Source organism: Agrobacterium sp. 20P9.1.2, assembly GCF_057799395.1.
The window spans coordinates 688,291-702,655 of the sequence record NZ_JBYOKI010000001.1 but is presented as its reverse complement, the minus strand read 5'-3'; the positions used below and the strand labels follow the sequence as shown (position 1 = coordinate 702,655).

The window sequence follows — 14,365 nt, the reverse complement described above, 5'->3', positions numbered from 1 at the left end:
GCCAAGGACTTGAAAGACTGCTTTCAAACGATCCGGCGCTGGGAAATTGGGTGAACAGAGATGAAAAAACGCATGTGCCGGTATCAGGCACATGCGTTTTGTTTGTAACTGCCACGGCCCGAGGGCCGACGTGACAGGACGTATTACATACGGTCTACGGCGCCCTTGACGGAGTCCTTGGCTTTGCCAACCGTCTTCTGAACTTTGCCCTTGGTTTCCTGTGCAGCACCTTCGGCGCGCATACGGTCATTACCTGTGGCAGAGCCGACGCTCTTCTTTACCTTGCCAGCAACTTCATTGGCTGTGCCAGCGACTTTATCGGATGTGCTACCCATGGTATTTCTCCCTAGTTTCTAACCAGACATGGCGCTGGCAACCGGGGTAAAAACGTCAGGCATAACGTTTGGTTCCGCTAAATTTTATTTGCCTCAAGCATGACCTGCTTCGGCAGAGAGCATGCGCGGGTCGACGCCCATCAGGCCAAGGGCGCGCTCATACTTGTTATCCAGCGTGCGGTCGAAGATCAGTTCTTCCGATGCAGGGCAGTTCAGCCAGCCATTGCTGGCGATTTCATTTTCCAGCTGCCCCGGTGCCCAACCTGCGTAACCCAGCAACATGGTGGCCCTGTCAGGCCCACGCCCGCTGGAAATCGCACGCACGATATCCAGCGTCGAGGTCAGCGAAATATCATCGCTGACGGGAATGCTGGATTCGCTGTTGTAATCATCCGAATGCAGCACGAAGCCGCGACCGGATTCCACCGGCCCGCCGCACTGGATTGGGAATTCGCGGGTGCGGTTGGGCAGCATGATGGCATCGTTGCGGTCCATCATCTTCAGATGCAGCAGCACATCGGTAAAGGTGATCTGCTGGGAGCGGTTGATGATGAAGCCCATGGCGCCCGCATCGGAGTGGGCGCAGATATAGACCACGGACCGCTCGAACGCGCCGCCTTCCAGTCCCGGCATAGCGATGAGAAAATGGCCGTCCAGGAAGCCTCTTTCTCTCTTGTCCATCAGGGTAGAAAAGGTCACTGGCGCCTCCGGTCTGCGGTACTCTGGCGTGACACAGGTACGGCATAGTGGTTGGTCATCGGCCAAGGATGCGGCATAGATGCCAATCAATCAACCGAAAATGATGAATGAGTTAAAATCGTAACTGGTCCGGGGGCGGATGTTAGGCTAGACCGAAAACATGAACGCCAAGGTCTCTATCTCCATACGTGCATCCCTGTCAGCGCTTGCTCTCATGCTTGCAACGGCATCCACACCCCGGTTGGCTCATGCCGATATAACCGACTGGGAGCAAAGCGAAGGCGGGCGCATGCGCGTCGTCAGCCTTCCCGCTGATGCCAATGGCCGCATCGAAGCGGCATTGCAGATCGACCTCAAACCCGGCTGGATCACCTATTGGCGAGAGCCGGGCGAAGCGGGCATTCCGCCCAAGATCACGCTCGATCCGGAAAGCGGCGCGACCCTGTCCTCCCTCTCCTTCCCGGTCCCCAAGCTCATAGAGAATGGCGACCTCAAGGATATCGGCTACGACCGCTCCGTCAGCCTGCCGTTCGTGCTTCAGGCACAACCCGGCTCGGATGATGCCAATGCGCGTATGACAGCCTTCATCGGTGTGTGCCTGAACATCTGCATTCCTTTCGAAGCCAGCTTCGAAATCCGCAAGGACCATGGAAAGATGGCGACGGCAGAAGAGACCGAAGCCGTGCAGACCGCAAAGGCTACCTTGCCGGAAGAGGCGACGGATGACTTCAAGGTGCAAAGCTTCCACATCACGCCTGACAAGACCCTGCTGGGTGTAGAGTTGCGCTTGCCCGAAGATGCGCCGAAAGAAACGGATATTTTCGTCGCTGGCCCATCCGGCTATGCCTATTTCGAGCCGCAGAACATGGTGCGCGACAAGCGCAAGCTGACCTTTTACATGAACATCAAGGGTCTGCCGAAATCCTATAATCCAAAGGGTCAGCGCTGGACCATTCTGGTCAAATCCGGTGAGCGAGTGATGGAAGCCCCGCTTGATTTTCCGCAATAAGACATGCGGAAAATCGCTGGCAAGTTGGCGATTTCATCCTCTATAGTCGCGCCGCATCATTGCCACAGGAGCGATATTATGACCATCAAGATTGGCGACAAACTTCCATCCGCGACATTCAAGGAAAAGACCGCAGACGGCCCGGTTGAAACCACCACGGACGCCCTTTTCGGCGGCAAAAAAGTCGTCGTCTTCGCCGTTCCCGGCGCATTTACCCCCACCTGCTCGCTTAACCACCTGCCCGGCTATCTCGAAAACCGCGACACCATCCTGTCGCGTGGCGTGGATGATATTGCCGTGATCTCGGTCAACGACTGGCACGTCATGGGCGCATGGGCGCAGTCTTCTGGCGGACAGGGCAAAATCCACTTCCTCGCAGACTGGGACGCATCCTTCACCAAGGCACTCGGCCTCGACGCCGACCTCTCCGCAGGCAGCCTCGGCGTGCGCTCTAAGCGTTACTCCATGCTGGTAGAAGACGGCGTGGTGAAGTCTCTGAATGTCGAAGAAAATCCTGGCCAGGCCACGGTTTCTTCGGCTGCGACGATGATCGAGCAGCTTTGATCTGATTTTTCTGGGTTTACCCTGGGCTCGCGCTTGGGATTTCCCAACTTTAACGCACCCTCGCCTCGGCCTATGCTCGGCGGTGCCAGGTGAATTCCAATGCCGCTGCAGTGCTTTTCGTCATCCTCGGGCTCGTCCCGAGGATCTAACGAATCCCGACGTCAAATGTGGTTAGATCCTCGGGTCAAGCCCGAGGATGACGTCAGAGAAACACGCGACATCACTACCCCCACCTCCCCGCAAAACACGCCATGCTTTCGCCGTAATTGTTATATCATTACAGTAATTATATAACATTATTGTGAGCATTCCATGCTGCATCATTTCTCTCCACGGCACCTGTTGCGGCAGTCCGCCGTCACTCGCCTTCTCATCGCTCTCGTCATCCTCCTCCCGCTCTGGCTTGCCATTCACTGGGCGGTGCTGTTGTCATGAGTGGCGCTGCGGTTCTGTCCATCGACAATCTGACTGTGGCCTATGACCGACATCCGGCGGTGCATCACGTCTCCGGCAGCTTTACCAAGGGCAGCCTGACGGCCATTGCCGGGCCTAATGGGGCGGGGAAATCCACGCTGCTGAGGGCCATCATCGGGGACATCAAGCTGTCCGAAGGCACCATTACCCATGCGCTGAAGCGAACCGACTTTGGCTATCTGCCGCAGGCAGCCGATATCAACCGGCGCTTTCCGATTTCGGTTCTGGAAACCGTGTTGCTGGGCACATGGAAAACCGCAGGCGCCTTCGGCTCTATCAGCAAGCAGCAGGAGGCGCGTGCGCAAGAGGCTCTCGCCACCGTCGGTCTTGCGGGCTTCGAGCGCCGGTCGATTGGCGCGCTGTCTGCCGGTCAGTTTCAGCGCGTGCTGTTTGCCCGGCTTCTGATGCAGGATGCCAGCGTCATTTTGCTGGACGAGCCCTTCACCGCTATCGATGCGCGCACCACGCGTGACCTTCTGGACATCGTTGCCCGCTGGCATGGCGAAGGCCGCACCGTGGTTGCGGTGCTGCATGATTTCGATCAGGTGCGGGCGCATTTCCCAGAGACATTGCTGATTGCTCGCGAGCTGATCGCCTGGGGCCAGACCCAGCAGGTTATGTCGCCGGTCAATCTCATGCGCGCCCGCATCATGGCTGAACGCTGGGATGACAATAGCGAGATTTGCGAGCCAGCAGCATGACGGCCTATGACATTTTCCTCGCGCCGTTTCAGGATTACGGCTTCATGCGCCGCGCGCTCGTGGCCTGTTTCTGTCTTGCTGCTGGGGCGAGCCCAATCGGCGTGTTTCTGATGCTGCGCCGTATGAGCCTGATGGGCGATGCGCTGAGCCACGCCATTTTGCCGGGAGCCGCCATCGGCTACCTCATCGCCGGGTCGCTCTCGCTGACGGCCATGGGCTTCGGCGGCTTGATTGCCGGTCTCTCCGTCGCGCTCCTATCCGGCATCGTCAGTCGCATCACCCCATTGCAGGAGGATGCGAGCTTTGCGAGCTTCTATCTGGCCTCTCTGGCGCTCGGCGTGCTGATCGTGTCCCTGCATGGGTCGAATGTCGATCTTCTGCATGTGCTGTTCGGCACCATTCTCGCTATCGATGCGCCAGCGCTCTACCAGATCGGCGCCATCACCTCCCTGACGCTGATCGTTCTCGCCATCATTTACCGTCCTCTGGTCAGCGAATGTTTCGACCCCGGTTTCCTGCGGGCCGTCGGTGGACGTGGGCCGGTCTATCACGTCATTTTTCTGGTACTGGTGGTCATCAATCTGGTCGCGAGCTTTCAGGCGCTCGGCACCTTGATGGCGGTGGGGCTGATGATGCTGCCTGCGGCTATCGCCCAACTCTGGACCCGCAGCCTGCCCGCCATGCTGATCCTTGCCGCCTTGAGTGCTGCCATCTCCGGCTATGTCGGCCTTGTCGTGTCCTACCATTTCGAACTGGCCTCTGGCCCCACCATCATCATGGCTGCAACCTGCCTTTACGGGCTGTCCATTCTGGCAGCGCCGGCGGGTCTTGCAGGACGTTTTTTCACCCGCCCGCATTTGAAGGGCTAACTGGAGACCTGCCAATGTTGTCCCGTAATCTTCTGCTGACTGCCGCAATACCCGCCTTCATTGCCTTCGCCTCCCCGCTTTCTGCGGCGGAACTGAAGGCCGTCGCCTCCTTCACCGTGCTGGCTGATGTGGTCAAGCAGGTGGGCGGCAACCACGTCACCGTCACCAGCCTCGTCAAGCCGGATGGCGACCCGCATGAATTCGAGCCCTCTCCATCCGATGCCAAAAGCCTGAAAGCCGCCGACGTCGTCTTCGTCAGCGGTCTTGGCCTTGAAGGCTGGATGGACCGGCTGATCTCCGCCTCCGGTTACAAGGGAACGCCGGTCAATGTCTCCGAAGGCATCAAGACGCGCAGCATGGAAGAGGACGGCAAGACCGTGACCGATCCGCATGTCTGGAACAGCCCGGTCAATGTCAAAATCTGGGTACAGAACATCGAAACCACCCTCTCTGCCGCCGACCCGGCAGACAAGGCGGATTTCAAGGCCAACGCCGAGGCCTACTTGAAGAAACTGGATGAGCTGAACACCTTTGCCCATGCGAAATTCGACAGCATCCCGGAAGATCGCCGCAAGGTGCTGACCAGCCACGATGCCTTCGGCTATTTCGGGCGCGAATACAAGGTGACGTTCCTGTCGCCTCTGGGCGTTTCAACCGAAACCGAAGCCTCTGCCGGAGACGTGGCCAAGCTGATCGAGCAGATCAAGGCCGAGCATGTGAAGACCTATTTCTTCGAAAATTCCAACGATCCACGTCTGGTCAAGCAGGTGGCCAAGGCAACCGGTGCGCAGCCGGGCGGCGAACTTTACGTGGAATCGCTTTCCAAGGCCAAGGGCCCTGCGCCGACCTATGAGAAGATGTTCCGCTATAATGTCGAGCAGATCGCGACGGCAATGAACAAGTCCAGCTGATAACGGCGGCGCGGTCAGACCGTGTCGGGAATAGCAGGGGCGCGCCAGCGCCCCTGCACCCGTTATCCTCGCCCTTGTGGCGAGGATCAAGTGATGGTGAGGGTAGTTTGCCGACTCACTCCGCCATATCGAAAACCAGCAATCCCGCTGCGCCGCCATCGGTCAGGCCGATCAGGCGTTCGCCGACATCGATATGCTGGGGATGGGCGAGATATTCGTCGCGGGCCTCGATGCTTTCCAGCTTGATGATGAAGCCATCCAGAAAGCCGCCATTCAGCCCTTCGGACGAGACGTTCTGTCCGCATTTCACCTCGACAATACCCGGAATGACATCCTTGAGGGCGGTGATCGCTTCGTAGATCGCCTGCTTTTCGGAAGTCGTTGCGGCAGATTTGAAGCGCACGAAAACGCAATGCAAGATCATGGGGTGTCCCTCTCATGCCTGACTACACAGGCTTTATGCTTTTATAGCCTTTGGAATAACAAGGCTTAGGGAAGATAGGTCGCTAATGGCGATGCGCAACCCCAGTAAAGCACCTATTCATCACCGCCGTTTGAACGGCTCCATGCCTTTGCGGGCCAGTTCATCGGCACGTTCGTTTTCCGGGTGGCCGGCGTGGCCCTTGACCCAGTGCAGGGTTACCTTGTGACGCTCCCGCGCCGTTTCCAGCGCCTGCCAAAGCTCGACATTCTTGACGGGCTTATTGTCAGCAGTCTTCCAGCCCTTTTTCTTCCAGCCGAAAATCCACTTGGTAATGCCGTCCTTCACATAGGCGCTGTCGGTGTAAAGATCGACCTCGCAGGGCGCTTTCAGCGCGTTCAGCGACTGGATGGCAGCCATCAACTCCATGCGGTTGTTGGTGGTCTCCGCCTCGCCGCCGCAGAGTTCCTTTTCGGTTTCGCCGTAGCGAAGAACCGCGCCCCAGCCACCCGGGCCCGGATTGCCCGAGCAGGCGCCATCGGTGAAAATATCGACATGCTTCATGCGACTGCCAGCCCGTATTCCGCAACGTTGGAAACCGCACGGTGGAAGCGCAGCTTGCGCAGATATTCCAGCGGGTCTTTCTTCACCACCAGCGCACCCTCCGGTGTCGTCAACCAGTCATAGAGACGGGTGAGGAAGAAGCGCAGCGCCGAACCGCGTGCCAGAAGCGGCAGCGCATCAAGCTCCGCCTCACTTAGAGGCCGCACGGACTGGTAGCCTTCCAGCAGCGCCTTGCCCTTGGTGACATTGTAGGAACCGTCTTTCTCAAAGCACCACGCATTGAGGCAGATCGAGACGTCATAGGCCAGGAAATCATTGCAGGCGAAATAGAAGTCGATCAGGCCGGACAGCTCATCGCCAAGGAAAAAGACATTGTCCTGAAACAGATCGGCATGGATGACGCCGGCGGGCAAATTCTTCGGCCAATGGGCAGCGAGATCATCGAGATCGGCACGGATTTCCTGCTGCAAACCCTTTTCGACCTCGTCGGCGCGGGCTTCGGATTTGTCCCAGAGCACCTTCCAGCCTTCGACGGATAGAGCGTTCGGGCGTTTGAGTTCAAAACCCTCCCCGGCCAGATGCATGGCGGCGAGCGCCTTGCCCACTTCGCGGCAATGACGGGCCTCGGGCTTGCGCAGCCACATGCCTTCCAGAAACGAGATCAGCGCGGCGGGGCGGCCAGATAATTCACCCAGAAGTTCGCCATCGTGGCGCGGCAATGGCAGGGGGCACGACAGGCCTTTTGCAAACAAATGCTGTTTCAGACCCAGAAAGAATGGCAGATCGGATTTTTCCACGCGCTTTTCGTAAAGCGTCAGGATCAGCGGGTCTTTGGTGGTGTGCAGCAGAAAATTGGTGTTTTCGACACCTTCGGCAATACCCTTATAGGAGGTCAGCGCGCCGACATCATATTGGCCGAGAAAATTCTTCAGATCGTCTTCGCTGATATCGGTGTAAACTGCCAATTTATGATCTCTTGCGGTGCTGAAAGGGCGGAGATGGAAAAGATCAGGCGCCAGTGGCCGGTTTTGGCGGCAGGGCATCTCTTGCGGTGCCATTGACGAAGGCCATGTCCTGCACAGTCAACTCAATATCGCGCAGCTCGCGATTGACCAAAAAATGCTCGGTTTCCTCAACCGTCACGGCCAGATCAAGTGTGGTCTCATAACGTGCCTTGAAGGCCTGAATGATCTCATCAACGATGACCTCTGGGGCAGACGCACCTGCAGACAGGCCAACCGTCTGCACATCACCAATCTCATTCCAGTCGATTTCGGCGGCACGCTGTACCAGCACGGAGCGCTTGGCACCGGCGCGGAGCGCCACTTCCACCAGTCGCTTGGAGTTGGAGGAGTTCGGCGCACCGACGACGATGAACAGATCGCAGCCGGGAGCCGCCTGCTTGACCGCATCCTGACGGTTGGTGGTGGCGTAGCAGATGCTGTCTGCCGCAGGCGCCTGCATGGCCGGAAAACGTTCCTGAAGCTTGGCGATCACGCCTGCCGTATCATCCACAGACAGCGTCGTCTGCGTTACGAAACCGAGATTTTCCTTATCGACGGGCTGATAGCGTGCGGCATCTTCGATGGTTTCGACCAGTGAAACTGACCCTTCCGGCAACTGCCCCATGGTGCCAATGACTTCCGGGTGACCAGCATGGCCAATGAGGATGACATGGCGGCCGAGGCGCTGGTGGCGCATGGCCTGCTTGTGAACTTTCGACACCAGCGGGCAGGTCGCATCCAGATAAAACAGGTTTCTGGCCTGCGCATCTTCTGGCACCGATTTCGGCACGCCATGCGCGGAAAACACCACCGGCTGCTGGCGATGTTCCGCGGGGATTTCGTTCAGTTCTTCAACGAAAATCGCGCCCTTGGCTTCCAGCCCTTCGACCACATAGCGGTTATGGACGATCTCGTGGCGCACATAGACGGGGGCGCCATAGGCCTTCAAGGCCAGAACGACGATCTGGATGGCGCGATCGACACCGGCGCAAAAGCCACGCGGGCCGCAAAGCCTGATCGTCAGAGGCGGTTTGGAAACGGCAATATTCATTCCTTCTCCTTCAGCCTCCCGTGCGTCATTCTCTGGAATTTCTTACGCCCCGGACATAGGCAAAACCGACCACGATGACAAGGGCGAGTGCCAATCCGTACCATGTAATCGCATATTGAAGGTGATTATTCGGCAGATCGATCAGCGTCACGCCGCCCTTCGGCCAGCCACCGGGATTGGCCGCGGCATTGGCATCCACGAAAAACGGAACGAGTTGGGTAGGCGGAATACCAGCGCGGCTGGCCATGGCCGACCAGTCTTTCCAGTAATAGATGTTCTTCGCCAGATCGTTTTCCGGCAGCAGGCTGGAGGGTTTTGCAGCGAGCCGGGCACGCGCCAGCCCTTCCACCGAAACGACACCGGCCACTTCGCCTGCCTCCCGTTTCGAAGGCTCTTTCATCTCGTAAGGTACAAAGCCGCGATTGATAAAAATCGCCCGGCCATCGGAAAGGCGAAGCGGGGTATATATGTAATATCCGGTCTGCCCCTCGAAGGTCGCGAAGAAGTGCTGCTCCTTGGTGTGATCGAAGGTGCCTGATAGCGCAACGGTGCGATATTCGATATCGCCACCCGATGCCGCCAGCGCTTCAATATCCGAAAGCGGTGCGGGCGCGGCGTGGATGCGCTGCTGGATATCGGCCAGCAAGCCCTCTTTCCAGTACATGCGCTTAACCTGCCATGTGCCGAGCGCAACCAGAATGATCAGGGCAAGCAGGACAAGCGGTGCGGCGAACCACAGGCCCCGGTGCGATGGTTTGGCGCTGACGCTATCAGTCACGATCAAGCCTGCCTTCACTGGCATTGTTGCGATATTGCAGAGCGATCATGATGCCCTTCATTTTCTTGAGCAGAACGAGCGAAAGGATAATGGCGGTCGGAATCCAGATCAAGGCGTGCAGCCAGACGGGTGGCGCGAAGCGCGCATCGAACCACAGCGCCATGCCGATGATGAGAAAGCCGACGATGAGCATGACGAAGACCGCAGGCCCCTCGCCCGCATCCGCGAAAGCATAATTCAGGCCGCAGGCACTGCATTTGGGTTTCAGCGTCAGAAACCCCTGAAACAACCTGCCATGGCCGCAACGCGGACAGCAGCCGCGCAGGCCCACTTTTACCGGGTCAACAGGCGGATAGAGCGCCTCGTTTTCCTGCGTCATCATACCCTCCCCGTTTGCGAACCATCAGGCCGCAGAAAAACAAAGGGCGGCACGCGCCGCCCTTTGCTCAATCCGTCGTTTCACATCAATGTGCCAGCGGTGCGCCCCAGCCACCCCAGACGTAGATGGCGAAGAAGAGGAACAGCCAGACCACGTCCACGAAGTGCCAGTACCAAGCAGCGGCTTCGAAGCCAAAATGTTGTTTCGGCGTGAAACCGCCCGCGATGGCGCGGAACAGGCAAACCAGCAGGAAGATGGTGCCCACGAAGACGTGGAAACCATGGAAGCCCGTGGACATGAAGAACGTCGCGCCATAGATGGAATTTTTGAAGTCGAATGGCGCGTGTATGTATTCGTATACCTGCACCGTGGAGAAGAAGACGCCGAGCGCAACCGTCAGCGCAAGCCCGGTGATGAGGCCCTTGCGATCATTGTGCAGCAGCGCATGGTGCGCCCAGGTCACGCAGGTACCGGACAGAAGCAGGATGACGGTGTTGTAGAGCGGCAGATGCCATGGGTCGAGAACCTCGATACCCTTTGGCGGCCACTGACCACCGGTGAACTCTACGCGTGACGCCTGAATGGCTTCATGCGGATAGAGGCTGGCATCGAAATAGGCCCAGAACCACGCCACGAAGAACATGACTTCGGACGCGATGAACATGATCATGCCGTAGCGCAGATGCAGCGACACAACGCGGGTATGGTGCCCCTCATTGCCCTCTTTCACAGTATCTGCCCACCACGCATACATGGTGTAGAGCACGATAGCGAGACCGATAAAGAATAGCCATGGATGAGCCCATTCCAGACCGAACAGCTTTAAGGAGCCGCCATGCAGATAGCGCATGTAACAGACGCCACCGAAAGTTAGAAAAAAAGCACCAATCGAGGCCAGAAGCGGCCAGGGGCTGGGGTCTATGATATGGTAGTCGTGGTTTTTCTGATGTGTGTCTGCCATGTGATCGATCCCCGCAGGCTCTTCCCTAGTCTCACTCGATACAGTGGTCTTCGTTAAAAGCCCACCTCATGCAGCACGACCGAAACCGGCCGCACCTCCCTCTCTCAAAGTTTCGTCTCGTCACGTTCGATCTTTGCCGGCAAGGACGCAACCGGTTTTTCCGTCTTGGACGGATAAAAAGTGTAGGACAGCGTCAAAGTATGGATGCCCTTGGTTTCCCGAGCCTTTACGATCTCCGGATCGATGAAGAATACCACCGGCATTTCCAGTGTTTCACCCGGCTGCAAGGTTGTTTCGGTAAAGCAGAAACACTGCACCTTGTTGAAATAGGCACCGGCTTCCATGGGCGTCACGTTGAACACTGCGCTGCCCGTTGTGGCGACTGGCGAGCGATTCGTCGCCTTGAAGGTCACTTGCACGGTTTCGCCAATGCGTGGCTCAACCATTTTATCGACCGGACGGAAATCCCAGTTGAGACCGGTGGAGGTGTTGGCGTCGAAGGTCACCTTCATCGTCTTGTCGAGAATGACATCCGAATATTGTTCGACGCGCTGGGTGGTGCCGTTATAGCCGGTCACCTGACAGAACAGGCGATAGAGCGGCACCGAGGCATAGGCCATGCCGACCATGCCGCAGACAAAAACCAGACACAGCACGAGAATCGAGCTGTTGCTCGTCTTCTTGCCCGTCGTTCCTGTTGTTGCCATGTCTCCTCCCCCTCTTTTCGTCCTGCGGTCAGAAACCGCCGATTTTTATGATGGTGATGATGTAGAAAAGCACGACCAGCGCCGCCAGCAGGAGGCCGAGCGCAATGTTGCGCCCGCGTCTCGACCGCTTTTGTGCTTCGTTCAGCTTGATGGTTTCCATTATGCCGCTCCTCCGAACAACGTCAGAAATGACGGTGCGAGATGATCTGCCAGCAGGCCGGAGAAAATCGCGAACAGGTAAAATACCGAATAGGCAAACATCTTCTTCGCCTGCACCATACGCTCATCACCGTCAGGCATGCGTCTGACCGAGATGGAACAGTATATGAAAATGGCGCTGAGAACCGCCGCGAATATTCCGTAGCCCGCACCAGCAAGACCGGTGAAGTAAGGCGCAACCGCCGCAACTGCCGTCAGAACGGCATAGGCGATCATCTGGTTCTTGGTGGAGCGTTCGCCTGCAACATTCGGCATCATCGGAATGCCGACAGAGCCGTAGTCACGCATCTTGAACAGAGCGAGCGCCCAGAAATGCGCAGGCGTCCAGAGGAAGATGATGAGAAACAGAATGGTGCTGTCGATGGACACGCCGCCGGTAACGCAGGCCCAGCCCAGCATGGGCGGGAATGCACCGGCAGCACCGCCGATGACGATGTTCTGCGGCGTAGAGCGCTTCAGCCACATGGTGTAGACGACGGCATAGAAGAAGATTGTAAACGCAAGCAGGCCAGCCGCGAACCAGTTGACCGCAAGGCCGAGGATGGCGACCGAGAAGACCGACAGCGTCAAACCGAAAGCCAGCGCTTCGCCCGGCGCAACCCGACCAGATGGTATCGGGCGCTTGGCGGTGCGGGTCATGACGGCATCGATATCGGCGTCATACCACATGTTCAGGGCGCCGGACGCCCCAGCACCCACGGCAATACAGAGAATGGCAACCACGGCCAGCACGGGATTGATCGTCCCCGGTGCGAGAACGAGCCCCGCAAAACCGGTGAAGACCACCAGCGACATGACGCGGGGTTTCAGCAATTCGAAATAATCGCGCGCACCCGCTTCGGAAAGCTCGAGGCTTTCCATTCCCAGCGTGTCGCGATTGTCGATAACGGTCATTTTTCCTGCCTTCATGGGAAACGCCGCGCATATTTGCGGCGCTCCATTGTGTTTTGTCTCAGCGTGAAACTGGCATTTATCATGTTCAGTCGGGATACACGCTTGGACAAAATGCCTCAGCGGATACGGGGAAGCTGTTCCCACTGGTGATATGGCGGCGGCGAAGACAGCTGCCATTCCAGCGTGGTCGCACCTTCACCCCAAGGATTGTCACCGGCCACCCGCTTCTTGGCGAAGGCTTCCCAGACGCCGAAGAGGAAGATACCGACGGCAACCGCCGAGATATAGGAACCGTAGGACGATACCATGTTCCAGCCCGCATAGGCATCCGGATAGTCGATGTAACGGCGCGGCATGCCGGCCAGACCTAGGAAGTGCTGCGGGAAGAAGATGAGGTTGACGCCGACGAACATGACCCAGAAGTGCAAATTACCGATCTTCTGGCTATACATGTAGCCGGTAATCTTTGGGAACCAGTAGTACCAGCCAGCAAAGATAGCAAACACGGCACCCAGCGACAGCACATAATGGAAGTGCGCCACCACGTAATAGGTGTCATGCAGCGAACGGTCGAGACCGGCATTGGCCAGCTGAACACCCGTGACGCCACCCACCGTGAAGAGGAAGATGAAGCCGATGGCCCAGATCATCGGCGTGGTGAAGGTCAGCGAACCGCCCCACATCGTCGCGATCCACGAGAAGATCTTGATACCCGTCGGAACCGCGATGACCATGGTTGCGAAGACGAAGTAACGCTGTGCTTCCAGCGACAGGCCGACCGTATACATGTGGTGCGCCCACACGATGAAGCCGACGGCACCGATGGCGACCATGGCGTAAGCCATGCCGAGATAACCGAAGATCGGCTTCTTGGAGAAGGTCGAAACGATATGGCTGATGATGCCGAAGCCGGGCAAGATCAGAATGTAGACTTCAGGGTGGCCGAAGAACCAAAACAGGTGCTGATACAGGATCGGATCACCGCCGCCTTCCGGAGAGAAGAACGTCGTGCCGAAGTTGCGGTCCGTCAGAAGCATGGTGATGCCACCGGCGAGAACCGGTAGAGACAGCAGCAACAGGAACGCAGTGACCAGCACAGACCAGGCAAACAGCGGCATCTTGTGCAGGGTCATGCCCGGCGCACGCATGTTGAGGATGGTGGTGATGAAGTTGATGGCACCGAGAATGGAGGATGCACCGGCAACGTGCAGCGCAAAGATCGCAAGATCCACCGCCGGCCCCGGCATGCCGCTGGTCGAGAGCGGCGGATACATGGTCCAGCCGCCACCGACACCGTAAGCACCCGCCGGTCCTTCAACGAAGAGCGACAGAAGCAGCAGGATGAAGGCTGGCACGATGAGCCAGAAAGAAATGTTATTCAGACGCGGGAAAGCCATATCCGGCGCACCGATCATGATCGGCACCATCCAGTTGGCAAAACCGCCGATCATGGCAGGCATGACCATGAAGAAGATCATGATCAGCGCATGTGCGGTGGTGAACACGTTGAACATGTGCTTGCCGCCATCAATGGCAGCGTCGCCTTCGAAACCGTAAACCATGGAAGCAAGACCATGGAAAATCTGAATGCCCGGCTCCTGCAGCTCCATACGCATGACGACCGAAAGGCCGCCGCCGATGATGCCGGCGATGATCGCGAAGATCAGATAGAGCGTTCCGATGTCCTTGTGGTTGGTTGAAAACAACCAGCGCTGAGCAAAGCTCGGCTTGTGTGCATGGTGCGCGTGATCATCGTGATGCGCGTCGTGCCCATGCGCATGGTCGTGTGAGTGATCGTCGTGTGTGGAAGGTCCAGCCATTGTCC

Annotated in this window: 19 protein-coding genes; 6 read left to right on the top strand and 13 right to left on the bottom strand. The window is 57.8% G+C overall.

The genetic code is table 11. From position 1 onward, the window contains the following. Positions 1-143: 143 nt before the first annotated feature. Both AC27VJ_RS03365 and AC27VJ_RS03360 read right to left on the bottom strand, forming a co-directional pair. Entirely contained in the window at positions 144-335 is a 192-nt protein-coding gene (locus AC27VJ_RS03365; RefSeq protein ID WP_111840630.1) for a CsbD family protein, read from the bottom strand. Between the two features lie 93 nt (positions 336-428). After that, complete coding sequence (locus AC27VJ_RS03360) at positions 429-1,034, bottom strand: YqgE/AlgH family protein (protein ID WP_113088632.1); 606 nt, start codon at positions 1,032-1,034, stop codon at positions 429-431. 160 nt (positions 1,035-1,194) lie between these two features. On the opposite strand from AC27VJ_RS03360, the gene AC27VJ_RS03355 reads away from it, so the two are divergent. The 6 genes from AC27VJ_RS03355 (at position 1,195) to AC27VJ_RS03330 (ending at position 5,562) form a co-directional block, all read left to right on the top strand. Continuing rightward, complete coding sequence (locus AC27VJ_RS03355; protein WP_488682791.1) at positions 1,195-2,043, top strand: protein-disulfide reductase DsbD domain-containing protein; 849 nt, start codon at positions 1,195-1,197, stop codon at positions 2,041-2,043. A gap of 78 nt (positions 2,044-2,121) precedes the next feature. Further along, positions 2,122-2,607 (top strand): peroxiredoxin, encoded by a 486-nt coding sequence (locus AC27VJ_RS03350; RefSeq protein ID WP_353576096.1) that lies wholly within the window; start codon positions 2,122-2,124, stop codon positions 2,605-2,607. A gap of 312 nt (positions 2,608-2,919) precedes the next feature. After that, entirely contained in the window at positions 2,920-3,042 is a 123-nt protein-coding gene (locus tag AC27VJ_RS03345; RefSeq protein ID WP_488682790.1) for a hypothetical protein, read from the top strand. Next, complete coding sequence (locus AC27VJ_RS03340) at positions 3,039-3,782, top strand: metal ABC transporter ATP-binding protein (protein WP_488682789.1); 744 nt, start codon at positions 3,039-3,041, stop codon at positions 3,780-3,782. The genes AC27VJ_RS03345 and AC27VJ_RS03340 overlap by 4 nt, the downstream gene beginning before the upstream one ends. Beyond that, complete coding sequence (locus AC27VJ_RS03335) at positions 3,779-4,651, top strand: metal ABC transporter permease (RefSeq protein ID WP_113088635.1); 873 nt, start codon at positions 3,779-3,781, stop codon at positions 4,649-4,651. The genes AC27VJ_RS03340 and AC27VJ_RS03335 overlap by 4 nt, the downstream gene beginning before the upstream one ends. Positions 4,652-4,665: 14 nt before the next feature. Further along, the gene (locus AC27VJ_RS03330; protein WP_113088636.1) at positions 4,666-5,562 is read left to right on the top strand and encodes a metal ABC transporter substrate-binding protein; all 897 of its coding nucleotides are present in this window, start codon (positions 4,666-4,668) and stop codon (positions 5,560-5,562) included. Between the two features lie 115 nt (positions 5,563-5,677). On the opposite strand, the gene AC27VJ_RS03325 is transcribed toward AC27VJ_RS03330, so the two are convergent. The 11 genes from AC27VJ_RS03325 to ctaD all read right to left on the bottom strand — a co-directional run bounded on the left by AC27VJ_RS03325 (position 5,678) and on the right by ctaD (position 14,360). Next, positions 5,678-5,986: a Dabb family protein gene (locus AC27VJ_RS03325; protein WP_353576092.1), complete on the bottom strand. Its 309-nt coding sequence runs from the start codon at positions 5,984-5,986 to the stop codon at positions 5,678-5,680. A 120-nt stretch (positions 5,987-6,106) separates the two neighbouring features. Then, positions 6,107-6,547: a ribonuclease HI gene (gene rnhA / locus AC27VJ_RS03320; protein WP_113088638.1), complete on the bottom strand. Its 441-nt coding sequence runs from the start codon at positions 6,545-6,547 to the stop codon at positions 6,107-6,109. After that, the gene (locus AC27VJ_RS03315; protein ID WP_488682788.1) at positions 6,544-7,512 is read right to left on the bottom strand and encodes a homoserine kinase; all 969 of its coding nucleotides are present in this window, start codon (positions 7,510-7,512) and stop codon (positions 6,544-6,546) included. Before AC27VJ_RS03315 ends, rnhA begins: the two co-directional genes overlap by 4 nt. Positions 7,513-7,555: 43 nt before the next feature. Further along, positions 7,556-8,602 (bottom strand): 4-hydroxy-3-methylbut-2-enyl diphosphate reductase, encoded by a 1,047-nt coding sequence (gene ispH, locus AC27VJ_RS03310; RefSeq protein ID WP_488682787.1) that lies wholly within the window; start codon positions 8,600-8,602, stop codon positions 7,556-7,558. A 25-nt stretch (positions 8,603-8,627) separates the two neighbouring features. After that, positions 8,628-9,404 carry an SURF1 family protein gene (locus AC27VJ_RS03305; RefSeq protein WP_488682786.1) on the bottom strand — a complete coding sequence of 259 codons (777 nt, stop codon included), beginning with the start codon at positions 9,402-9,404 and terminating at the stop codon, positions 8,628-8,630. Beyond that, complete coding sequence (locus AC27VJ_RS03300; RefSeq protein WP_113088642.1) at positions 9,373-9,759, bottom strand: DUF983 domain-containing protein; 387 nt, start codon at positions 9,757-9,759, stop codon at positions 9,373-9,375. The genes AC27VJ_RS03305 and AC27VJ_RS03300 overlap by 32 nt, the downstream gene beginning before the upstream one ends. A gap of 85 nt (positions 9,760-9,844) precedes the next feature. Next, complete coding sequence (locus AC27VJ_RS03295) at positions 9,845-10,720, bottom strand: cytochrome c oxidase subunit 3 (protein ID WP_488682785.1); 876 nt, start codon at positions 10,718-10,720, stop codon at positions 9,845-9,847. A 104-nt stretch (positions 10,721-10,824) separates the two neighbouring features. Next, positions 10,825-11,427, bottom strand: coding sequence for a cytochrome c oxidase assembly protein (locus AC27VJ_RS03290; protein WP_488682784.1), 603 nt, complete (start codon positions 11,425-11,427; stop codon positions 10,825-10,827). A gap of 28 nt (positions 11,428-11,455) precedes the next feature. Next, the gene (locus AC27VJ_RS03285) at positions 11,456-11,587 is read right to left on the bottom strand and encodes a hypothetical protein (protein ID WP_113088645.1); all 132 of its coding nucleotides are present in this window, start codon (positions 11,585-11,587) and stop codon (positions 11,456-11,458) included. After that, positions 11,587-12,540 (bottom strand): heme o synthase, encoded by a 954-nt coding sequence (locus tag AC27VJ_RS03280; protein WP_113088646.1) that lies wholly within the window; start codon positions 12,538-12,540, stop codon positions 11,587-11,589. Before AC27VJ_RS03280 ends, AC27VJ_RS03285 begins: the two co-directional genes overlap by 1 nt. A gap of 116 nt (positions 12,541-12,656) precedes the next feature. Further along, positions 12,657-14,360, bottom strand: a complete 1,704-nt coding sequence (gene ctaD / locus AC27VJ_RS03275; protein ID WP_488682783.1) for a cytochrome c oxidase subunit I — start codon at positions 14,358-14,360, stop codon at positions 12,657-12,659. Positions 14,361-14,365 lie beyond the last annotated feature (5 nt).